General features: G+C 54.8%; 19 protein-coding genes. 16 read left to right on the forward strand and 3 right to left on the reverse strand.

Features of this window, described 5'->3' with window-relative positions:
• Positions 1 to 71: 71 nt before the first annotated feature.
• From FE848_RS08705 to znuB, 3 genes are read left to right on the forward strand one after another with little or no spacing between them, the layout of a single operon-like run.
• Positions 72 to 563 (forward strand): Fur family transcriptional regulator, encoded by a 492-nt coding sequence (locus tag FE848_RS08705; RefSeq protein WP_200202394.1) that lies wholly within the window; start codon positions 72 to 74, stop codon positions 561 to 563.
• Positions 556 to 1344, forward strand: a complete 789-nt coding sequence (znuC, locus tag FE848_RS08710; RefSeq protein ID WP_200202395.1) for a zinc ABC transporter ATP-binding protein ZnuC — start codon at positions 556 to 558, stop codon at positions 1342 to 1344. The genes FE848_RS08705 and znuC overlap by 8 nt, the downstream gene beginning before the upstream one ends.
• Complete coding sequence (znuB, locus tag FE848_RS08715) at positions 1331 to 2155, forward strand: zinc ABC transporter permease subunit ZnuB (RefSeq protein ID WP_200202396.1); 825 nt, start codon at positions 1331 to 1333, stop codon at positions 2153 to 2155. The genes znuC and znuB overlap by 14 nt, the downstream gene beginning before the upstream one ends.
• 18 nt (positions 2156 to 2173) lie before the next feature.
• On the opposite strand, the gene FE848_RS08720 is transcribed toward znuB, so the two are convergent.
• Positions 2174 to 3256, reverse strand: a complete 1083-nt coding sequence (locus tag FE848_RS08720; RefSeq protein WP_200202397.1) for a patatin-like phospholipase family protein — start codon at positions 3254 to 3256, stop codon at positions 2174 to 2176.
• 210 nt (positions 3257 to 3466) lie between these two features.
• Between FE848_RS08720 and FE848_RS18875 the strand changes: the two genes are divergently transcribed.
• Positions 3467 to 4531 carry a GGDEF domain-containing protein gene (locus tag FE848_RS18875; RefSeq protein WP_200202398.1) on the forward strand — a complete coding sequence of 355 codons (1065 nt, stop codon included), beginning with the start codon at positions 3467 to 3469 and terminating at the stop codon, positions 4529 to 4531.
• A gap of 18 nt (positions 4532 to 4549) precedes the next feature.
• On the opposite strand, the gene FE848_RS08730 is transcribed toward FE848_RS18875, so the two are convergent.
• Positions 4550 to 5464: an alpha/beta fold hydrolase gene (locus FE848_RS08730; protein ID WP_200202399.1), complete on the reverse strand. Its 915-nt coding sequence runs from the start codon at positions 5462 to 5464 to the stop codon at positions 4550 to 4552.
• A gap of 209 nt (positions 5465 to 5673) precedes the next feature.
• Here FE848_RS08730 and folE point away from each other — a divergent pair, with 209 nt between their 5' ends.
• The 10 genes from folE to FE848_RS08780 all read left to right on the forward strand — a co-directional run bounded on the left by folE (position 5674) and on the right by FE848_RS08780 (position 17697).
• On the forward strand, positions 5674 to 6243 hold the full coding sequence (gene folE, locus FE848_RS08735) for a GTP cyclohydrolase I FolE (protein ID WP_200202400.1): 570 nt from the start codon (positions 5674 to 5676) through the stop codon (positions 6241 to 6243).
• Between the two features lie 24 nt (positions 6244 to 6267).
• The gene (folX, locus tag FE848_RS08740) at positions 6268 to 6642 is read left to right on the forward strand and encodes a dihydroneopterin triphosphate 2'-epimerase (protein WP_200202401.1); all 375 of its coding nucleotides are present in this window, start codon (positions 6268 to 6270) and stop codon (positions 6640 to 6642) included.
• A 36-nt stretch (positions 6643 to 6678) separates the two neighbouring features.
• Positions 6679 to 7110, forward strand: coding sequence for a CoA-binding protein (locus FE848_RS08745; RefSeq protein ID WP_200202402.1), 432 nt, complete (start codon positions 6679 to 6681; stop codon positions 7108 to 7110).
• Positions 7111 to 7246: 136 nt separating this feature from the next.
• A complete protein-coding gene (locus FE848_RS08750; RefSeq protein WP_200202479.1) occupies positions 7247 to 9478 on the forward strand; it encodes a putative bifunctional diguanylate cyclase/phosphodiesterase in 2232 nt (743 codons plus the stop codon).
• 19 nt (positions 9479 to 9497) lie between these two features.
• A complete protein-coding gene (locus FE848_RS08755) occupies positions 9498 to 9818 on the forward strand; it encodes a hypothetical protein (protein WP_200202403.1) in 321 nt (106 codons plus the stop codon).
• Positions 9819 to 10042: 224 nt separating this feature from the next.
• Positions 10043 to 10474 (forward strand): MerR family transcriptional regulator, encoded by a 432-nt coding sequence (locus FE848_RS08760; RefSeq protein WP_200202404.1) that lies wholly within the window; start codon positions 10043 to 10045, stop codon positions 10472 to 10474.
• 6 nt (positions 10475 to 10480) lie between these two features.
• Entirely contained in the window at positions 10481 to 13108 is a 2628-nt protein-coding gene (locus FE848_RS08765) for a heavy metal translocating P-type ATPase (RefSeq protein WP_200202405.1), read from the forward strand.
• A 143-nt stretch (positions 13109 to 13251) separates the two neighbouring features.
• Positions 13252 to 13701 (forward strand): DUF411 domain-containing protein, encoded by a 450-nt coding sequence (locus FE848_RS08770; RefSeq protein WP_200202406.1) that lies wholly within the window; start codon positions 13252 to 13254, stop codon positions 13699 to 13701.
• A gap of 185 nt (positions 13702 to 13886) precedes the next feature.
• Entirely contained in the window at positions 13887 to 15605 is a 1719-nt protein-coding gene (locus FE848_RS08775) for a diguanylate cyclase domain-containing protein (RefSeq protein WP_200202407.1), read from the forward strand.
• A gap of 70 nt (positions 15606 to 15675) precedes the next feature.
• Entirely contained in the window at positions 15676 to 17697 is a 2022-nt protein-coding gene (locus tag FE848_RS08780; RefSeq protein WP_200202408.1) for a ribonuclease R family protein, read from the forward strand.
• 15 nt (positions 17698 to 17712) lie between these two features.
• Here FE848_RS08780 and FE848_RS08785 read toward each other — a convergent pair whose 3' ends face one another.
• On the reverse strand, positions 17713 to 18606 hold the full coding sequence (locus FE848_RS08785) for an acyltransferase (RefSeq protein ID WP_200202409.1): 894 nt from the start codon (positions 18604 to 18606) through the stop codon (positions 17713 to 17715).
• A 168-nt stretch (positions 18607 to 18774) separates the two neighbouring features.
• Here FE848_RS08785 and FE848_RS08790 point away from each other — a divergent pair, with 168 nt between their 5' ends.
• Both FE848_RS08790 and FE848_RS08795 read left to right on the forward strand, forming a co-directional pair.
• Positions 18775 to 19926 carry an alpha/beta fold hydrolase gene (locus FE848_RS08790; protein WP_200202410.1) on the forward strand — a complete coding sequence of 384 codons (1152 nt, stop codon included), beginning with the start codon at positions 18775 to 18777 and terminating at the stop codon, positions 19924 to 19926.
• 48 nt (positions 19927 to 19974) lie between these two features.
• On the forward strand, positions 19975 to 20886 hold the full coding sequence (locus FE848_RS08795) for a LysR family transcriptional regulator (protein WP_200202480.1): 912 nt from the start codon (positions 19975 to 19977) through the stop codon (positions 20884 to 20886).
• The last annotated feature ends 47 nt before the right edge of the window (positions 20887 to 20933 follow it).

Consider the following 20933-nt stretch of genomic DNA (forward strand, 5'->3'; position numbering starts at 1 on the left):
TTCAATTCTTGCCCTTGGCAGTCGGGCTCCTGCGGATGTTATAATGTTACAAATTCTGCAGGATTCCGACCATGTCCGTTCGCGCACTCCCTTACCGTCCTCACAATCACGATGATTGTGTCAGTCAGGCTTTAGCCGAAGCCCGGGCCATCTGCCAGGAGCAACATGCCCGCCTGACACCCACCCGTGAGCGGGTTCTTGAACTTATCTGGGAATCCCACAAACCACTCGGCGCCTACGATGTACTCGCGAAGCTGGCCTCAGAAGGCCACAGTGCTGCACCACCGACGGTCTACCGGGCACTGGATTTCCTGCAACAGTACGGTCTGGTGCATCGCATAGCCTCCCTGAACGCCTTTATAGGCTGTGCCCACGCCGGCGAACACCACACCGGAATGTTCCTTATCTGCCGTTCTTGCGGCAATGCCCTGGAACTGACAGATGCGGCTGTATCCAAAGCTATACACGATGCCGCCAGCGCCGAAGCTTTCATTTCCGAATCCATAACTCTGGAAATAGCCGGTCTGTGCCCCCGCTGTCAGGCGGAGCAGCCTCATGGATGAACCGCTGGTTGACATCAAGCACCTTACCGTCCGGTTTGATGATCGCCCGGTTGTTGATCGGGTCAGTCTTACGCTTTACCGCGGCGATATCATTACCATCATTGGCCCAAACGGGGCTGGAAAAACCACCTTGATCAAAGCCGTCCTGGGCATTCAGGCCGCTACAAGCGGCCATATCCTGCGGGCAAAGGACCTGGTTATCGGATACGTTCCCCAGCACCTGAGCCTGGAATCAACACTGCCCCTGAGTATCCAGCGCTTCATGTTGCTCAGTGGCCAGCCGCTTGCGGCCTGCATAGCTGCACTGGAGCGAACCGGTGTCGGCCATCTGTTGAAGGCATCTGTTCACCATCTTTCAGGAGGCGAGCAACAGCGGCTTTTGCTGGCCAGGGCACTGGTACGGAAGCCGGATCTTCTGGTGCTTGATGAACCGGCCCAGGGCGTGGATATCAACGGTCAGGCGGCACTTTATGATCTGATTCGCCAGTTGCGAGATGAACTCAACTGCGGCGTCATCATGATTTCTCACGATTTGCATTTGGTCATGGCTGCAACTGACAAGGTGATCTGCCTGAACCAGCACGTGTGCTGCAGCGGGCATCCTGCCGACATCTCACACGACCCTGCGTTTATTGAAACCTTCGGCCGGCCGGTTGCCGAGTCTCTGGCGGTGTATCACCACCACCATAACCACAGCCACGACCTGAGCGGCAATGTGGTTGGCACAGGCCACCCGGGTTCAGCCACCGGGCATGGGGAGTGCAACCATGAACATCATTGATACTGTGCTGAATGATTTCTTCTGGCGCGCCCTCCTTGGTGGTTTCGGCGTAGCCTTGATTGCCGGGCCTCTGGGCTGCTTTGTCGTGTGGCGGAGGATGGCCTATTTTGGTGACACCCTGGCGCACTCCGCGCTCCTGGGTATAGCGCTGAGCTTTTTGTTCAGTATTCCACTGAACCTCGGCGTGCTCATTACCAGCGTTATTCTGGCCATGGCACTGTTACTGTTTTCCCGCAACAAAACCCTGGCAACAGATACTCTGCTGGGCATTCTTGCTCACAGCGCCCTGGCCATTGGTCTGGTGGCACTGAGCTTCATGCCCGAGGTGCGGATTGACCTCACCGGTCTTCTGTTCGGCGATCTGCTGGCCATGAACCGCAACGACCTGCTATGGATATACGGCGGCGCAGTGGTGATTCTGACGCTATTATCGGTGCTTTGGCGTGGTTTTCTGATGAGCACCATTCACGAGGAACTGGCGCGGGTGGAAGGAGTGCCAGTTGAGCGCCTGCGCCTGTTGCTGATGTTGATGTTTGCGCTGGTGATTGCTGTTGCCATGAAGATGGTCGGCGTACTGCTGATTACGGCTCTGCTGATTATTCCTGCCGCCACCGCCCGCAGGCTGGCCAATACTCCGGAACAGATGGCAGCGCTGGCTGTTGTTTTCGGATTTATTGCCGTCGCGGGGGGCTTGAGTATGTCGTGGTATCTCGACACGCCCGCAGGCCCATCCGTGGTGGTAACGGCTTTTACCACGTTTCTGATTGTCTACGGCAGCGCTGGCAGGTTTTCCGCAAGCAGCTCAGCCTGAACAGTTGGCCGCCATGACTCACAAAGGCTGAATAACGTCCATCAGGCGGCCGGTTTCCAGTAGCTCAAGGAACTCGTCTCCCAAGCGTTCGCTTTCGGCAATCGCTTTCTGCCACGAGCGCTCCCGGCCACTGTCATTTCCCAGATAGGTTTCGAAATCCTTACGATCCGGGAGCTTGCCATCTGGCAAACGCTCCAGGTAATCGGTGGAAGGCGCTACCAGCAACACATCCTGCAGGCGAGTCGCATCACCGCGACGCCATGGCAAAGTCTTGTCAAACCATCCGGGTACAATTCGATCCGTGAAGTGCGGATACAAAACCACGCCCGGCTGTTCATACGGCAAATCGAGATGGTAATCCAAAAGCCCGCCATCCCTGTATATCCCCTCAGGAGCGCCGGGAATGTTGCGGACCCCCGACATCACCATGGGTATGGAGGCCGATGCCAGCAATGCAGCGTGCAAATTATCGCGGCTGAGCGGCACTTCATGGCTAGGAAAGTCTGCCAGCGCCGACAAGGGTGCCTTCAGCCTGGCATCATGAAGAATCCCCCGCTCCATAAACCGCCCGAGGTGTCGTCGCCCAACAACATTGGCACTTATGGCGCTCATCAAACCAAAGCTCAGGCGTGCTTTCGTATCGGGCTCAAGCATGCCAAGGCTGCGCACAACCATCACATTCAGGCGGTACCAGGGATGCTCAAGAATATGCTCCTCCCGGCCCCCAATCAGTTCTTTCAGGAACTGTACGCTCTGGCGGGTGACCTCCGCCGCAGTCACACCTTTTTCGAAACGCTGTGCCGTGTAGAGTTCTGCAAGCCGGGTAAGTTGCGCCCGCGGGTTGTCCGAGGAGGCAATGGCTGCAAACCGCCAGCTACCAATAGACGAACCAATCAGCGAACGTTCCTGCTCAACCCTGGGCAACCAATCACCAAATATGGCTTTGTCCAGACCGCTGAGCCCAAGTGCTTTAGGCCCCCCAGCCGCCCCGGGTATAACGTGCACATCGTCCGGTGTCAGTGGTTTTTCCTGCAACCTCTGCAGGGTTCGACGGCCTGCCCGGATAGTCAGTGCCGGGGCGCGAGTATGGATGGCGGTCATGGCGGAGTTCCTGTCAGGGTTCAGCGTGAATAGCAATCTGTTCAGACGAGGGGAGGATTTTAACGAAGCGGTCACCATGGGCCAACTTAACAAAACTAATCGTGCCGATACCCGGATACTTCAGCTTCACTGGAGAATACCCATGCTAGACTTAGACACATGCCCGGCTCCAGAAGCTGGGCGATATAACAAAAACAGCCGGAGCTTGCTGTGAGCGCGTTTATCTCGACGGATTCCACCTCAACCAACCCGACCCTCGCGGTGCTTGGTTTCAAACACCAGCTGGTTTATCACCTGCATTTATGGGCATTCATTGCGGTGGCACCGCTGGTGGTCGTGCAATGGCAGCACCACCACTTTCTGCTCTCCGGAATGCTGATCCTCTTCTGCGCCAATGCGCTTGCGGTCATTGTCTTGTTGCGGTTTCGCTCCACCTATTTTCTGAAAGGGCGGCTATTCCCTCTACTCGCAGTGGCTTGCGCCGCCTACTCAACAGCCATTAACGGGCATGTAGGCCTTTACTGGGCTTATCCAGCTGCTTCAGCGCTGTTTTTCCTGCTTCCGCTCCGTGAAGCCATTGCCAGCAATACCATTTTTGTCACTGTTATGGCGGTGGTTTCGTTTATGAAGTTTCCCGAAGCAGATTTCTGGCGCATTACCTTCTCGCTGGGCCTTACCTGTCTGTTTTCCATGATTTTTGCCTGGCTAGTGGGCAAGCTTCAAATGGAGCTCACACGGCTGGCAACCACCGACCCCCTTACCGGCTGCCTCAACCGATCACAACTGGCAGATATCCTGAACGGCCAAATCCAGATGCGTGAACGCTATGGGCGGGTATCCAGCATGGTTCTCCTGGATCTGGATTACTTCAAGCTGATCAACGATCAGTGGGGACACTTGGCGGGAGACAAGGTACTGAAAGAAATGGCACTGCGACTACGCAAGCGCATCAGGGAAAGCGACCAGATTTTCCGGATCGGTGGTGAAGAATTCATGATCGTTCTGCCAGAAACCAACCAGCATGAGGGCAATCTTCTTGCCCATCAATTGCTTACGAGCATCAGCGCGCGCCCGTTTCTTGAGGATATCAAGGTAACAGCCAGTGCCAGTATTGCCGAAGTCAGCAAGGGTGAAACCTGGTCTGTCTGGTTGAATCGGGCCGACCAGGCGCTCTACGACGCCAAGTCCAGGGGACGTAACCAGGTCGTAAGTGCGACCAACCAGGCAGCTGGCGACCAGAATACAGATACCTCTTTAACACCCGTTGCCGGCTAGCGGCTATTTTCAACCCGATCACTGGCGCTTACGAAACTCTCTGTAAGCGCCGAATACTTCCCATGGGCTCTCAAAGTGGGGGTAATGCCCTACATTTTTCAGCTGCACCACATCGGCATCTGAGATCATCTCCTGATAGCGCTGCGCCGTGGCCGCGCCCGACACAGGATCTGCAACACCCGAGATAAGACGCATGGGTTGCCTGGCATTTTGCAGCGCCGAGACCCAACGATGCCTGTGACACCGGCGCTCTTCCATAAAATGAATCAACTGGTGCAAAATCCCACGGCCGTTGTTATAGGTAATCAAATGCCAGAAATCGTCCAGATCCTGCTGATCTGGACGGCTTTTGCTACCAAACAGCTTGATGAAACTGCGCTCAAAGCTGCGCCGGGTCAAGGCCCGACTGATGAGCCCACCCAATGGGCTACGCAACAAATTCTGAATCAGCAAGGGGCTGTGCACTTCAGGAAACAAGGCACCGTTCAGGAAACACACACTGGCAATCTCGAAAGGCAGCGTGCCTTCCTGCTCTCGGGCCAGAAGCTCCTGGGCAACACTGCATCCATAATCGTGGGCCAGAAGATGAACCGACGTGAGGCCAAGGCCCTCAAGCATGCCCTGGATAAGATCTGATTGATCTTCAATGCTGTAGGCGTAATGTCGGGGTTTGTCAGAGAAGCCGAAGCCCAGCATATCCGGCGCCAGCAAATGGTTGCCCTGAACCAGCATGGGCCAAAGGCGATGCCAGTCCCAGCTTGCGGTAGGGAACCCGTGGATCAGTAACAGCGGCTCTCCCTGCCCCGCCATGCGGCTGAATATCGCATGACCTTCATAGGTGAACCACTTACCGCTCTGCTGCCACGCCTCCTGTGCTGCCACCTCACTATCAACGGGCCTTCCCTTCCATGTACCCGATGTCTGCTGATCCATGCGATGTCCCCGATATATTCTTCACAGTCTACGACTTAAGAATAGACCCGACCCTCTGGCCAGGGCCACGCTACTGCCGCCCGTAAACTACTGCCAATGACTGGTCTTTTCCGTGCCCAGCGTCGTAAATCGTAGAGATACCGGACAAATTCACTTAAGCTTTGTCCCTTGTATCTACCTCAGCATTTTCAAGAGAATCGGAAAAGACTATGACCAAACTCCTTGACGACCTCGCGGGCCACTACCGCGCCATCATCAACGGGCTGGGTGAAGACACCAACCGTGAAGGTCTGCAGGACACCCCCATGCGTGCGGCCAAAGCCATGCAATTCCTGACCCAGGGCTACGAGCAAGACCTCAGCGATCTCGTCAACAATGCTGTTTTCGAATCCGCAATGGATGAGATGGTCGTAATACAGGACATCGAACTTTACAGCATGTGCGAACATCATGTGCTTCCCTTTATTGGTAAGTGTCACATCGCCTATCTGCCACAGGGCCGTGTTCTGGGGCTGTCCAAGTTTGCACGCATTGTGGATATGTATGCCCGCCGTCTGCAAATCCAGGAAAACCTGACCCGGCAAATTGCAGAAGCGGTAGAAACTGTTACCAACGCCAAAGGCGTTGCTGTGGTTATCGAAGCGCAGCACATGTGCATGATGATGCGTGGCGTGGAGAAGCAGAACTCGAAGATGAAGACGTCCATGATGCTGGGCCAGTTCCGCAAATCCCAGGCAACGCGCACAGAGTTTTTTAATCTGATCAGCAGCAATCGCTGATCGCAAAAATTGGATGGAGGCGGTATGACCGAGGTTTCCTGCAACCACCAGGCAAGAATACAGATCAAGAATTTACTGCTGCGAGCCTACATCGGCATCAAGGAAGAGGAAATCAACAACCAGCAGGATGTGATCATTAATGTGTGCCTGACTTACGATGCAACGGAAGCAATCAGTCGCAACGAAATTGCAGCGGCACTCAATTATCGCACCATCACCAAGCAGATTATTGGCCACGTGAATGGCAATCGCTTTGCCTTGCTGGAGCGCCTGACCCACGAAGTGCTCAACATCGTTATGGAGCACTCTGCCGTGCAGTGGGCGCAGGTAGAAATCGACAAGCCCCACGCGCTACGCTATACAGAATCCGTGTCTGTGTACCTTGAGGCACACCGCTGACTCCATATCGTTAACTCCATACAAGGGTTCGTCACCATGCCAAGCAACCAACCTGACCAGATGCGCACCATTCTTGAAAGTGTCCGCACCATAGCCCTTGTTGGCGCCAGCGAGAAAACACACCGGCCCTCCTACGAAGTCATGGAATTCATGCAGCAGCAGGGATACCGGATGATCCCGGTGAACCCCCGCCTCGCCGGCCAGAAAGTGTTGGGAGAGACGGTTTACGCAGACCTGGCCTCACTGCCCGAGCCGGTGGATATGGCGGAGCTGTTCCTGGCCCCGGAGCGCACAGATGCAGTGATTGATCAGGCCATTGCGCTGAAGATTCCGGTCATCTGGTTGCAGGTTGGCGTTATCAACGAAGCGGGTGGCGCCAGAGCTGAAGCTGCAGGGCTGACATTTGTGATGGATAACTGCCCGATGCAGGAAATCCCGCGCCTGGGTATTCCTGCAATAGACTCCTGAATAAGGCCCTGCAGATGCCCCAGAAAACAGCTAATGATTTCCGGCCACCAGCCGTTAACCTTTCTGGCCGGTTTTCTGATGAACGGAGCAGCTATTGGAACACACACCTGTAAAAGGCAGGCTTTTCATAAAGCGGATGTTACACCCTGCCTTTCCGGTGGTTATCTTCCTTGTTTTTTTCATTACTGCCTCAGGGCTTCGTTACGGCCTTATCCACCAGTACACAGAGCAAATCCAGGCCAATCTCGAGAATGAAGCCCAGAGTATGGCTCATAACATCGAGTGGGAGTTCAAAGCTCACGCCAGCGCCATCCAGAGAATGGCCATGCGCCTGGCAACAGACCCGAGCACGCCAGAAAGCGAATGGCGCCAGGATGCCCGCAACCACCTCGGTGATTTCCTCATTTATACGGTCATTGAGTGGATAGATCGAGACTATTTTATTCGCTGGCTGGAACCGCTTTCATTGAACGAGAGCGTTCTCGGCTTCAACGTGGCCTTCAATGAACAAAGGAAACAGGCTCTTGAGGCTGCCCAGGCCTCGGGCAACTACGATATTTCTGATGTACTGGAACTCCGCCAGGGCGGAAAAGGCATTGTTATTTATGCACCTGTAGGCACAGGCGCAGACAACAACGGATTTATCGCCGGAGTTTTCAGAATGGAAATACTGGCCCGCGAATTGTTGGCCACCCGGGAACAGGATGCGTTCCGCATCGTACTGAGCAGCAACGGCGACCCTATCTACACTCTGGATGGGCTCCAGGATGCCGACGATTCCATGTCTTATACCGTACCAATCAACTTGCCAACACTAGACTGGCAACTAACTCTAGAGCCCTCTCAGACCTGGGTTGATAAACAGCGCAGCCCCTGGCCCAGATGGACCTTTGTGGCGCTACTTTTCATGGGTCTGGTGACCAGTATCGCAACGCTACTGTTGCAGCTCATGCTCAAACGCAATCAGGATTTGCTGGCAACACGCAGGGAGCTGGATATGGAAATTGCGCAACGCAAAACCATTCAGCAAGACCTGGTGCGGCTGGAGTCTACGGATGTTCTCACCGGCCTGGCTAACCGCCGCTTTTTTATGGAAGACCTGGCTCATGCACTAACTCTTGCAGATCGCCAGGCCCGACAAGTCGCACTGGTGATGCTGGATCTGGACCGTTTTCAAATGCTGAACGACTCTCTGGGCCACCAGTTTGGCGATGAGCTATTGGTTCAGGTTGCCGGACGTCTGAACAAGCTCAGTGATGAGCGCGTATCTGTGGCCTATTCCGGTGGTGACGAGTTCATGATCTGCCAGCAGTATGTGGAAGACATTGACGACGTTATTCACCTGCTGGGGCTTATCAAGCAGTGTTTTGAAGCGCCTTTCAAAGTTCAGAATGAAGTTCACAGCATTACCGCCACCCTGGGTGTAGCCGTGTACCCGCAGAGTGGCATGGATGCAGATACTCTGTTGCGCAATGCCGATATAGCATTGTACCGGGCCAAGGATCAGGGCCGTAATACCTACCAGTTCTATACGGAAGGTATGCAGGAGCGGGAGGTGATGCGTCTGGAACTGGAAAAGGAGCTCAGCCAGGCTCTGGCCAACAATGAATTTGTGCTGCACTACCAGCCACAACTGAATCTGAACAGCGGTGAGATCACCAGCGTGGAAGCACTGATTCGCTGGCAGCATCCCCACCGTGGCCTTCTGGCTCCAGCTGAGTTCATTCCCCTGGCGGAGGAGAGTGGCCGGATTACGGATATCGGCAGCTGGGTAGTGATGGCAGCTTGCCGCCAGCTGGCTGCCTGGAAAGGCACCCATTTTGAACACCTCAGAGTTGCCGTGAATCTGTCCGGGCGTGAGCTGGATAACGAGCATCTGGTGGATCACATACGCGATGCCCTGAACGCTGAAGGTATTCCATCTGAGCGGCTTGAGGTGGAACTTACGGAAGAAATTTTCATTCAGAATATTGAACGCAACCGGGATCAGCTGTCTCGCCTGCACGATCTTGGTGTGCATCTGGCGATTGATGATTTCGGCGTGGGTTATTCTTCTCTGGCGTATTTGAGAGATTTTCCGGTAGATCTTCTGAAAATCGACCGTTCGTTCATTACGGAGGTGACCCTGCGCCATGATGATGCTGTAATCACTCGTGCAGTGATCAATCTTGCACATAACCTTGGGTTGCGGGTGGTTGCCGAGGGTGTGGAAACCCAGGCACAACTGGACCTGCTCAGGGGCCAGGGCTGTAATATGGCTCAGGGGTATTTGATCAGTCGGCCGGTCCCAGCTGCAGAGCTGGAGCAGGCTTTGCTCGGTGGTACGCTAGAGAAGTTTGCGGCGACTGAGCCCGGGTTTGAAATTTGATTTGTCCAGGTAGGTTTTTATGGCCACGGAGTATTTGACACCGGAACAGGATGCGAAGCTTCGCCGGTGGGAGCGTTGGAACCGGAGTTATTTCATTTTTGCGTTTGTGGCTCTGGTTATTGTTCTGATATTCAGCAGTCAGCTTGGGCTTTCCAGTGGTGATGAGTGGGGGCCTTTGGGGCTTTTGCTGGTGGCTTTGGTTACGCCGATTATTATTTTGCAGTTGCGCCTGGCCTGCCCGGCTTGCGGCGTGAAGATTGGCTGGCAGGCGAAGTTGATGGCGCCTGATCAATGTAAAAGCTGCGATACCTTCCTTCGGGCGAAAAGCCCCTCTTCCTGAAAACCATTGACCTGTGAGTAGGTCATAGGTTTTAGGCTATCCTTAAGCTTCAAAATACCCTCGGCTGTCTCGCTTTGGTGATAGCCGCGGCGGTGTGGGAGACCTGTCCGAAAACCGCTGAGAATACGTCCATATACGCTTGCTCTCCGCCTTCCCTGGCTCCGAGCATTTTCGGACAGGTCTCCCACACCACCGCTCATTTACATTTTGCGGTGCTGCTGTCTATGAAAGTTAAAGAACTTGCTACTGCTGCCGGGGTTAATCCGGACACGGTTCGCTTTTACACCCGCGAGGGGCTGCTTAAACCCACGCGGAACCCGGATAACAATTACCAGCATTTCGATGCCGAAGACCTTCGGCGTCTGCGTTTTGCCCGCAAGGCCCGGCAGCTGGGGTTTTCGCTGGTCGAGGTTCGGCAGATTCTCGATCAGGCGGATGACCACCATTCGCCCTGCCCTATGGTTCGGGATGTGTTTCAGCAGCGGCTGGCCGATGTAGAGCGGGAGATTGAGGAGTTGCAGCAGTTGCGCAAGCGGATGCAAGCAGCGCTGGGCGCCTGGCAGGATATGCCAGATGGCACACCGGATGGCCGAACTATCTGCCGCTTGATTGAACATTGGGATGACAACACTCCCGCACAGCATGTTGAGGAGTAGATCGTTATGAGTGAAGCACCTGAGCTAAAGACCACTCTGAGTATTTCTGGCGCCACCTGTCAGGGCTGTGTGAAGAAGATTCGCAATGCCCTGGAACCGTTGATCGGTGATGCGAGCCTGGTTGAGGTTAATCTGAAAGATCAAACGGTCGCCTTGCCAGAAGGCATTGATTCCACCGAAGCTGCCAGGATTGTGTCGGAAGCGGGTTTCCCGGCAGAGCTAGTGGGCGCAGCTGAAAAACCCGCCAGCTGTTGCGCGTCCAAAGCAAAAAAGCAGGACTCAGAGTCTGTTCCAAACGCCGAAAAACAGGCCAAAGCGCCAGAGAGCAAACCTGAAAAACCGGCAGCGCCTGCGCCAGGTGACGATCAAGTGCTGCTGGCGGTAACTGGCGCTACTTGTGCATCTTGTGTGAATACGATTGAGAAGGCGCTGAAGTCGGTGCCCGGCGTTACCCATGCCCACATGAATCTTGCGGACAATACCGCTACGGCAACGGGCGTGTCGGATGCGCAAGCTTTGATCAAAGCGGTAGAGAGTTCCGGTTATGGCGCCAGTGTGATTGAAGATGCTGACGCGGCAGACGACCAGAAGCAGGAAGAGGACAAGAAGCGGTACAAAACCCTGCTGGTAAAAATGGCAATCAGCCTGGGGCTGGGTGTTGCCATGATGGTCTATGGCATGACGTTCGGCTCCATGACCATATCCGAAGCAAACCAGGGCGTGTGGTTTGGGCTCGGCGTGTTAACCCTGTTGGTTATGGCCGGCACGGGTGGGCATTTTTTCACCGGGGCATGGAAGGCGTTTCGGCACCACAATGCCAATATGGATACCTTGATCGCTCTCGGTACAGGTACCGCATGGTTGTATTCCATTACGGTGGTGAGTATTCCTGAGGCTTTGCCAGAAATGGCGCGGCATGTGTATTTTGAAGCCTCCGCCATGATTATCGGCCTGATCAACCTGGGTCAGGCGCTGGAACTCCGGGCCAAGGGGAAAACCTCCGAAGCGGTTCGTCGGCTGCTGGATTTACGGGCAAAAACGGCACGGGTGATTCGTGACGGGCACGAACAGGACATTCCGGTAGAAGATGTACGCAAAGGCGATCACATTCGGGTTCGCCCCGGTGAGAACTTGCCGGTGGACGGAGTTGTTGTTGAAGGCAGCACCCGTGTGGATGAAAGCATGCTCACTGGCGAGCCCATGCCGGTTACCAAAGCAGAGGGTGACGAGGTATCTGCCGGTACTATGAATACTCATGGTGCGATTGTGTACAAGGCAACGCGGGTGGGCAGCGAAACGGCATTGGCGCAGATTATTCATCTGGTTAAAAAAGCCCAGGGCTCAAAACCTGCCATTGGGCGGCTTGCAGACAAGATATCCTCGGTGTTTGTGCCCAGTGTAATGCTCATTGCCGTGGCCGCGGCACTGGTTTGGTACAACGTTGGGCCAGAGCCTGCTGTAGTGCATATGATCATCGCGGCTACCACCGTTCTGATCATTGCCTGCCCTTGCGCGCTAGGCTTGGCCACACCTATGTCCGTGATGGTAGGCGTTGGTAAAGCAGCAGAATACGGCGCCCTGATTCGCCAGGGCGATGCCCTGCAAACCGCCGGCAAGATCGATCTGGTGATCCTCGACAAAACCGGCACCATTACCGAGGGCCACCCTGCTGTGACCAGCGTGCACGCTGTGAGCGGTGATGAAGCGCAATTGCTGGCCCTGGCTTCTGGCTTGGAGATGCATTCCGAGCACCCACTTGCGGAAGCCGTGGTTAACAAAGCCAAAGAGCAAAACATTCAGCCTCTCAACGTCACCGGGTTTGAGGCGCTGAATGGCAAGGGCGTTTTCGGCGAATTTGAAGGTGATGCGATTCGTCTTGGCAATCGCCGTTGGCTGGAGTCCGAAGGCATTGCTCTTCAGGGTCTGGCCGATGCCGAGAAAACCATTACCGAGCAGGCTGGCACACCGCTGTTTCTTGCCCGGGGCACAGAATTACTGGGTGTAATGGGTGTTGCCGATGCCATCAAGGCGGATTCAGAGGCCGCCATCCAGCGTATGCACGACGCTGGAATCAAAGTCATGATGGTTACCGGCGATATTGACGCCACAGCCAAAGCTATTTCTGCAAAAACCGGCATTGATGAGTACCGTGCAGAAGTTCTGCCGGAAGACAAAGCCGATGTGGTGAACGAAATGCGAGCCAAAGGCTACACCGTGGCCATGGTGGGTGACGGCATCAACGATGCGCCAGCTCTGGCCGCATCCGATGTGGGCTTCGCCATAGGAACAGGCACCGACGTTGCGATTGAAAGCGCCGCCATTACCCTGATGCGGGGCTCCCTGCATGGAGTCCCGGATGCGATTGAGGTCTCCCGGGCGACAGTGAGCAATATCCACCAGAACCTTTTTGGTGCCTTTATTTACAACGTACTGGGTATTCCCGTAGCAGCAGGCCTGCTGTACCCGGTTTGGGGCATATTGATGAGCCCGATTCTTGCGGGCGCCGCCATGTCGCTGTCGTCGGTAACCGTTGTAACCAACGCCAACCGGCTGCGCCTGTTCAAAACCAGCCACAAGCCAGCTCAAACGCGGGAACAGAGCCAGCACCAGCAGCAGAAAGAGGAGCGGAACTGATGGAAACTATATTGGTCAATGCTGGAGGGCTTGTTCTGATGGCCGCCATCGTTTGGTGGTTCTGGCTTTCATCATCCAGTACCGACACACCTGCAGAAGATAACAGCCATCACTGAACACCACATTACAGAGAGAGAACGACCATGAAAAAACAGATTCTCGGAATGGCCCTGACAGCCACCCTTGGCTTCAGCACCCCATTATTGGCGGCCGGCGCCGCACAGAGCATCCATGTTTACAAATCGCCCACCTGCGGCTGCTGCACTGACTGGATCAACCATCTGGAAAGCAACGGCTTTGAGGTGGAAGTTACCGACACCCACAACATGAACCGTGTAAAAATGGAAGCCGGCCTTAGCCCCAATCTGGCCAGCTGCCACACGGCTTTCGTGGGTGACTATGTGATCGAAGGTCACGTACCTGCCAGCGACATTCACCGGCTGATTGCCGATGCTCCAAAAGCCAGTGGCCTTGCGGTTCCCGGCATGCCTGCCGGTTCACCGGGCATGGAAATGGGCGACCGCAAAGACCATTATCAGGTGCTTTTGTTTAACAAAAGCGGCCAGACCAAAGTCTTTGCCGAGCATAATTAGCCTTCGGCGAGGCGCTGAATCACAGCGCCTCGCCCCGAAACCTGTGTAACAGCATTCTTTCCGCACAGGTAGCTATGCTGATCTGGCGCAGGTTGCGATAATTTCCTCACGCTCTTTTCTATAATCTTGCCTGCCAGTGCACTATGATTATTCCCGATCCCCCCCTGGAATGGAGACGGAATTGCTTGCGACTTAAAACCCGGTTCCTCAGCATTGCTGCCGGCCTGATCATTATCGCTGCATGTGCCTCCTGGTTAGCCTACCGGGAGCTCTCCGCCGATCTGATTGAGCGCTGGGGGCAACAGGTAGCCGAAATACAGGTGCGCTATGACAGCGCCCGCTTGCTGCAATCTCTGGAGCGTGAGATTGGCCTCGCCCGTCAAATGGCCAGCTCCACCGCACTGATCAACTGGGCAAAAGAGCCAGATAACAAGGCTCTGGAAGCTAATGCCATCCACGAAATGGAAAGCTTTCGCGACAACTTCCGGGACAACAGCTATTTCGTCGCTCTCCGGGAAAGCGGCCGCTACTACTTCAACAACGAAAAAGATGAATACGCCGATCAGCAGTTCCGCTATGTCCTGAGCCCAGATGAGCCCAATGATGCATGGTTTTACCAACTGATCGAAGAAGGGCGAGATTTCCATCTGAACGTCAATCCCGATACCGAACTGGGCGTTACCAAGCTCTGGATTGATGTGCTGATGCGCGGCCCTGACAATCAGATTGTAGGTATGGTGGGCACCGGCATGAATCTCGACAGGTTTCTTCAGGATATTGTGGATATTAACCAGGAAGGTATCACCACCCTGTTTGTCGATTACAACGGCGCCATACAGTTATATCGGGATCGTAACTACATTGATTTTGCCAGCGTCATAAAGCCCGAAGGCCAGAAAAACACCGTCGACCTGCTGTTTGAAGCTCCCGAGGACAAACAGAAAATTCTTGGCATGCTCCAGCTACTCAAGAAAAGCTCTGGCACAGCAGGTCATGTCGAAAGCGGATTTGTCACCGTAGAGGGTCGCCAACACCTTGCCGGAGTTGCTTATTTGCCAGCGATCGGCTGGTTCGAAATCACCCTGCTGGATCTCAACACGCTATTACCCAAAAGCTATCTGTGGCCTCTGGTGGCCGTTTTCCTCGCCAGTCTCCTGATTACACTGATGGTGTTCCACCTGATTATCCAGTCGCGCATCGTAAAGCCCATCGTGGGGCTGGAAGAGGCAGTGGAAAAAGTGCGCAGCGGCAGTTTCATCCTGCCTCGCCTGGACAAGCCGGATAACGAGATTGGTCGTCTTGTAGACCATTTCGAAAAAATGACCGAGAGCTTACGTGACTCCACGAGGCAACTGGAGAACAAAGTTGCCCAGCGTACCGACGAACTGAATCGGCTTGCCCGAATTGATCCCCTCACAGGCCTGAAAAACCGCCGCGGGATAGACGAAGCTCTGGATGATGAAATTCAGCGCTCAGCCCGCTCGGGTAATGGCTTTGGCCTGATCTGGCTCGACATAGATCACTTCAAATCCATTAATGACCAGCTTGGCCATCAAGCCGGCGACGAAATTCTCTGTCGCGTTGCCCTGTGGCTGAAAGCCAGCCTTCGCCCCTACGATTGTCCCGGGCGCTGGGGCGGTGATGAGTTCGTCATACTGCTCTCCCCTTGCGACCCGACAACGTTGAAGCAAATCGCCAGGCGCATTCGTGAAAGTGTTGAGGTGGAGAGCCGTAAAACCGGCACACCTGTCACCATCAGCGTGGGTGGATATTTCTCCGAACCCGGGGACAACACCGACAGGGTTTTGCGAAATGCAGACCAGGCTCTGTATCGCGCCAAGAAAGAAGGCCGCAACCGCGTTTGCATCAACACCCCAGAAGATACGGAAATTAACCCAGCGTAACGGGTCTGACTCGCATCGCCATAACCGTTATACTCCGCCCCATCATTCATTTTTTTAGCCAGGTTAACCCATGCTCAACGCCGACGCTCTCAGCCAGTTGCGCCAGCTAAAGTCTGACATTGAGGAAAGCAAAGTTGTTTTCCCCGGGACCGTTAAATCCACAAACGGCCGTTTCGGATTCGTCGCACTGGATGAAGGGCGGGATGTATTCCTGCCACCGGAAGAAATGCAAAGAGTGCTCCCGGGTGACCGGGTAAATGTTATCGAACAGGAAGTGGAAAAAGGTAAAACCCAGGGTGTCGTGGACGAGCTTCTTGAAAGCCGGCTAAGCACCTTTGTCGGGCGCTACCTGGTAAAGGGCAAAGGCCATTTTGTGGTGCCGGAAACTCCGGGCATCAATCGCTGGATTTTCATTCCGCCAAAAGAGCGCATGAACGCGCAGCCTGACGATTACCTGTACTGCTGCATGCACAAACATCCAATCAAAGACGGCAAAGGTCAGGCCAAGGTTCTGCGAGTCATTGGCAAAGCCGGCGAGCCTGGCATAGAGCGCGCCCTGACTCTGGCAACTTTCGATCTTTCAGACTCCTGGCCAGCGCCGGTTGTTGAACAGGCAGAAAGCCTGAGCGAGGCTTCTATCGAAGCCCTCGGCGACGGCCGGGAAGACCGCACCGACCGGGCCTATGTGACCATCGACAGCCCCGCCACCCAGGACATGGACGACGCGCTTCTGGCCGAACCCAATGTGACTGGCTGGGCACTGTCCATAGCCATTGCAGACCCGGCTGCAGTTATCGACCAAAAAAGCGCAGCCGAGCTTGAAGCCTTCAAGCGCGCCACCGCCATTTATTTCCCGGGCGATCCCCTACCCATGCTTCCAGATACCATCAGCACCAGACTGTGCTCGCTGATGCCAGATGTGAAACGGCTGGCCCTGGTGTGTGATCTGCAGGTTAATAACGACGGCAGCCTGGGTGATTACAGCTTCCATCAAGCGGTCATCAGCTCAAAGGGCAAGCTCAGTTACGATCTGGTCTCCAACCTGATTGAAGGCCGCGAAGACGAAGACATCAAAGCTTTACCGGATTCCGTGTGCAACAGCCTGGATCAACTTCATCAGGCTGCTACCGCATTGCGCAAATGGCGCAGCGAACATGCTTTGCTAAGCGGCGACCGCCCCGAGTTTCGTCTAAGGCTGGATGAAAACCGGCGCATTCGCAGCATCGAACCTTCGGTGCAGAACGAAGCGCACCGCCTGGTGGAAGAATGCATGATTGCCGCCAACCGGTGCGCGGCCGATTTCCTGTCCAAACAGGCGTCTGGCCTGTTTATTCAGCATCCGGGGCTCAGGGATGACCGCGCCGACAACATTCGAGCATTGCTTGAAGCTTATGCGCCGCACCTGGCGGATATAGATGCCACCACACCGGAAGGCTTCAAAGCACTGATGAAGGAAACATCCACTCTGGAGGCAGAAGTGCCAGTGAAATCCATCCTCTCGCGCCAGTTGGCTCGGGCAGAAATGACGTTCACTGCAGCACCCCATCAGGGCATGGGGCTAAACGCCTACACCACGTTTACTTCTCCGCTGCGCAAGTATTCTGACCTGTATGTGCACCGCATGATTAAAGCAGTGCTTTGGGACGCCCCCATGAAAGCCTTGAGCGGGGACGAACTGTTGACTCTCCAGAACGCTCAGTTCAAAGCCCGACAGGCCGCCAACAGTCTGGAAACCTGGCTCAAGAGCGATTTTGCCAAAACCCTGGGCGAGGAGCCTCTGGATGGTGTAATAAGCCGAACCATTCCGGCAGGCTTCTTCGTGCGGCTTGAAGCCAACGGGCTGGAAGGGTTTGTCAGTTGCAAGGATCTTAACGGCAAATACAGCTTTGACCCTGTGACACTTCGCCTGATTCACAACAAGAACGGACGCATATTCCAGCTGGACCAAGCGGTTAAAGTGAGTTTTTCCGGAGTGGACGAAGAGCGGCGGCAGATTAACTTCAAACTGGTAGAAGCGGTTGAAGCGCCAAAGACCACTGCAAAGGAAAGTGCGCAGGATACTGGAAAAAACAGCGACGACAGCAAAAGCTGACGTCGCTCGTCAATGCTAGGGCTTGAGCATTTCCTCCAGGCGGGCGTCCTTGGCCTGCCACTGCTCACCCAACCAGTTCTTCACGTTGCGCCGGTGCTCTGCATCGGTCGCATAATCCCGTCCTTTCAGGTGCTCAGGGATTGTCACGGTATGAATTTCCATTTTCACTTCCTTCATACGACCACAAATAAAGTCCCAGAATGAGGGTGCTCCGCCGGGATAAGCAATGGTGACATCAACCAGCGTTTGTATTGAATCGCCCATGGTATCCAGTACGAAAGCGGCGCCGCCTGCTTTTGGCGTGAGCAAATGCTTGTAACGGGATTTTTGCTTCGCATGTTTTGCAGGGGTAAACCGGGTGCCTTCTACAAAGTTCATTACGCTCACAGGGGTATAACGAAACTTCTCGCAGGCACGGCGAGTGGCTTTGAGATCTTCCCCACGCTTCTCCGGATGCTTGATCAGATATTCCCGGGAGTACCGCTTCATAAACGGGAAATCCAGGCCCCACCAGGCCAACCCGATAACGGGAACCCAAATCAGCTGTTGCTTCAGAAAGAACTTCAAAAAAGGTGCACGGCGATTGAACACCCGCTGCATGGCAAAAATATCCACCCAGCTCTGGTGATTGCTGAGAACCAGGTACCAGCTTTCACGACGCAGGTTTTCCGCACCAGTGACATGCCATTTAGTGCCGTGGGTAAGCTTCATCCAGCCTGTGTTGCAGGCCACCCAGGACTCTGAAATCCAGATAATGATCTTGGTACAAAGTACCCGAAAGCCCTTGTGTGGGATAATGAGCTTCAGCAAGGCCGGGATATAAAGCAGCACACACCAGAAGAGCGTGTTAATTGCCAACAAAATGGAGTTGAGCACACCAATAACGGGAGCAGGTAGGAAACTGAGCATACGGTTCCTGTTGTGATTATTTAGCCAGTGGTGGGCAATCATACCAATCAGCACCGGCTATGGGCAGTGGCTGATTGTGACCGCTCTGCCAACCAAAAGTGACAGTATTGCCATGGCGCTGCCAAGGGTTTGGCATTAGCCTCACATCTTTTATCACGGATCTTCCCGATGCCCAATATTATCAACGCCGCAACCAAAAGAGCTGCCAGGCTGGCACGGCAAACATCACGTTATGCCGGCAATGCCTTTGACCGTGTATTCCGTGCTGCCAGCTTGGTGCAAGCGGGGCAAACACCTTTTGAAACCCTTCATACCGATGGCCTGGTCAGCTTGCGCTATTACCCGCCACTGAAAGAAGACATCATCGAGCTTGATGGCATAACCATTCCCGTTGAGACAAACAGACACCGAACACCGGTGGTGATTATTCCGCCGCTGGCAGTAAACATGTTGATCTACGATCTTTTCCCCCAGCGTAGCCTCGTTAGATTTCTGCGGGCGAAAGGCTTTGAGGTGTACCTCATAGACTGGGGCATCCCCACGCGGGCACACAGTCATTACAACTTACATACCTATGTGGCTGAGCTGCTACCCGCCTCTCTCGACAGAGTTCGGCAGCACAGCGGCCAGCAGGAATTGTCGCTGCACGGCTGGAGCATGGGCGGCATGTTCACCCTGTTTTATACGGCTTTGAGCAAAGACCAACATATCCGTAATGCCATCATTCTGGGCTCACCCATCGACAGCCACGCGTCTGGCATTCTGGGTTTGTTGAACCAGCGTATGGCCGATGTTGCCGGAGCCATTTACCGGCGCACCGGGCTTCAGATTCACGACCTGAAACCACACTGGTTCCACAGCCCGGGCTGGGCGAACACCATCGGCTTCAAACTAACCAACCCTATCGGCAGTATTATGGGTTACTGGGAGCTGATTATCCGCCTGGGAGACCGGGAGTTTGTTAGCAGTCATGCCACCACCTCCGCCTTCCTGGATCGCATGGTCGCCTACCCCGGCGGTATCGTTCAGGACGCGGTGGTTCGGCTCTGGATCGATAACGAATTATCCCGCGGCAAGGTGCAAATTGGTGACGATCACGCACAGCTGATCAACGTAAACGCCAACCTGTTTGCCGTGGCAGGCAGCGAAGACACCATGGTAACGCCGGCTGCGGCCAGGAGTTTGATGGACCATATCAGCTCCGTGGACAAAACCTTCCGCGTTACTCCCGGTGGGCACATGGGCATTCTGGCCGGTAGCAAAGCGCCTCGGGAAAGCTGGCTGGAAATCGCTGAATGGTTGGGCCAGCGTTCAGATTAATGACGAGCCCGGTTCCGGGATCGGCAGTTGTGGATTACACTGCTACCCATGAACCTTATTGATACATTCAATCTTGATATCCGCGCGCTCCACACCTTCGTTGCCGTTCTTGACGAAGGCAGTGTTTCCCGTGCTGCGGTCAAGCTTGGAGTCAGCCAATCCGCCGTAAGCCACACGCTCGACCGCCTGCGTAAAGCCCTCGGGGACCCCCTGTTCGTCAAATCCGGGCGCGGCATCACACCCACGCGCTACGCAATGCAGGCCGGCTCCCACATTCGCCAGATTCTGGATGACCTGCATTCTCTGGCCTCTGGCCCACCCTTCACACCAGAAACCACCGAAATCTCGTTCACCATCGCCGCCAACGACTACGAGCGGGATTTACTCCTCCCGCAACTGATGCAACGCCTACGCCTGCAAGCGCCTGGCGTTACACTGCAGGTCATTGCCTCCGGCATTCCCACAGCAGACATGCTGCGTAAAAACATCTGCGACCTGATCATCTCCCCCCACGCCCCGGAAGCCACCGACATTATGCAACGAGGGCTGATGGGGGATCACATGGTAGTTTTTTACGACCCCAGCCAACGCGAAGCCCCTGAGACGGTTACCGATTACCTGAAAGCCGACCACATCGCCATGGTATTCGGCACCGGAGAAAAACCTGCTCTCGAAGCCGGCTTATCTGCACGCGGCCTAACCCGCCGTAACGCCATTACCGTCTCCAACTTCTCCGGCCTGCCGGAATTCCTCCGGGGCACAGACATGCTGGTTACCGCACCTGAGCGCATGAGCAAACACTTACTTCGGGATTTTGCCTGGGTGCCCTTACCCTTCAATTTCAAGCCATTTACCCTGCTGATGGTCTGGCACCGCCGCAACCAGAACGACCCCGCGCACCGTTGGCTGAGAAACCAGGTGAACGCTGTAGCCGCCACCATGAATGGCCTGAACGACTAACCCATCTGTTTTGTTCATATATCCTATGAGCAGCGCCCCTGTTATTT

Origin of the sequence: Marinobacter sp. 1-3A, assembly GCF_016597775.1 — a bacterium.
GTDB lineage: Bacteria > Pseudomonadota > Gammaproteobacteria > Pseudomonadales > Oleiphilaceae > Marinobacter > Marinobacter xiaoshiensis.

What these genes read in the sequence shown, in the direction of transcription:
- FE848_RS08755 (WP_200202403.1), top strand. Translation starts at nt 9,498, where the DNA reads ATGGCCACGGAGTATTTGACACCGGAACAGGATGCGAAGCTTCGCCGG.
- FE848_RS08705 (WP_200202394.1), top strand. Translation starts at nt 72, where the DNA reads ATGTCCGTTCGCGCACTCCCTTACCGTCCTCACAATCACGATGATTGT.
- FE848_RS08730 (WP_200202399.1), bottom strand. Translation starts at nt 5,464, where the DNA reads ATGGATCAGCAGACATCGGGTACATGGAAGGGAAGGCCCGTTGATAGT.
- folX (WP_200202401.1), top strand. Translation starts at nt 6,268, where the DNA reads ATGACCGAGGTTTCCTGCAACCACCAGGCAAGAATACAGATCAAGAAT.
- FE848_RS08720 (WP_200202397.1), bottom strand. Translation starts at nt 3,256, where the DNA reads ATGACCGCCATCCATACTCGCGCCCCGGCACTGACTATCCGGGCAGGC.
- FE848_RS08785 (WP_200202409.1), bottom strand. Translation starts at nt 18,606, where the DNA reads ATGCTCAGTTTCCTACCTGCTCCCGTTATTGGTGTGCTCAACTCCATT.
- FE848_RS08750 (WP_200202479.1), top strand. Translation starts at nt 7,247, where the DNA reads ATGTTACACCCTGCCTTTCCGGTGGTTATCTTCCTTGTTTTTTTCATT.
- FE848_RS08795 (WP_200202480.1), top strand. Translation starts at nt 19,975, where the DNA reads ATGAACCTTATTGATACATTCAATCTTGATATCCGCGCGCTCCACACC.
- FE848_RS08745 (WP_200202402.1), top strand. Translation starts at nt 6,679, where the DNA reads ATGCCAAGCAACCAACCTGACCAGATGCGCACCATTCTTGAAAGTGTC.
- FE848_RS08770 (WP_200202406.1), top strand. Translation starts at nt 13,252, where the DNA reads ATGAAAAAACAGATTCTCGGAATGGCCCTGACAGCCACCCTTGGCTTC.
- FE848_RS08790 (WP_200202410.1), top strand. Translation starts at nt 18,775, where the DNA reads ATGCCCAATATTATCAACGCCGCAACCAAAAGAGCTGCCAGGCTGGCA.
- FE848_RS08765 (WP_200202405.1), top strand. Translation starts at nt 10,481, where the DNA reads ATGAGTGAAGCACCTGAGCTAAAGACCACTCTGAGTATTTCTGGCGCC.
- FE848_RS08780 (WP_200202408.1), top strand. Translation starts at nt 15,676, where the DNA reads ATGCTCAACGCCGACGCTCTCAGCCAGTTGCGCCAGCTAAAGTCTGAC.
- znuB (WP_200202396.1), top strand. Translation starts at nt 1,331, where the DNA reads ATGAACATCATTGATACTGTGCTGAATGATTTCTTCTGGCGCGCCCTC.
- folE (WP_200202400.1), top strand. Translation starts at nt 5,674, where the DNA reads ATGACCAAACTCCTTGACGACCTCGCGGGCCACTACCGCGCCATCATC.
- FE848_RS08760 (WP_200202404.1), top strand. Translation starts at nt 10,043, where the DNA reads ATGAAAGTTAAAGAACTTGCTACTGCTGCCGGGGTTAATCCGGACACG.
- znuC (WP_200202395.1), top strand. Translation starts at nt 556, where the DNA reads ATGGATGAACCGCTGGTTGACATCAAGCACCTTACCGTCCGGTTTGAT.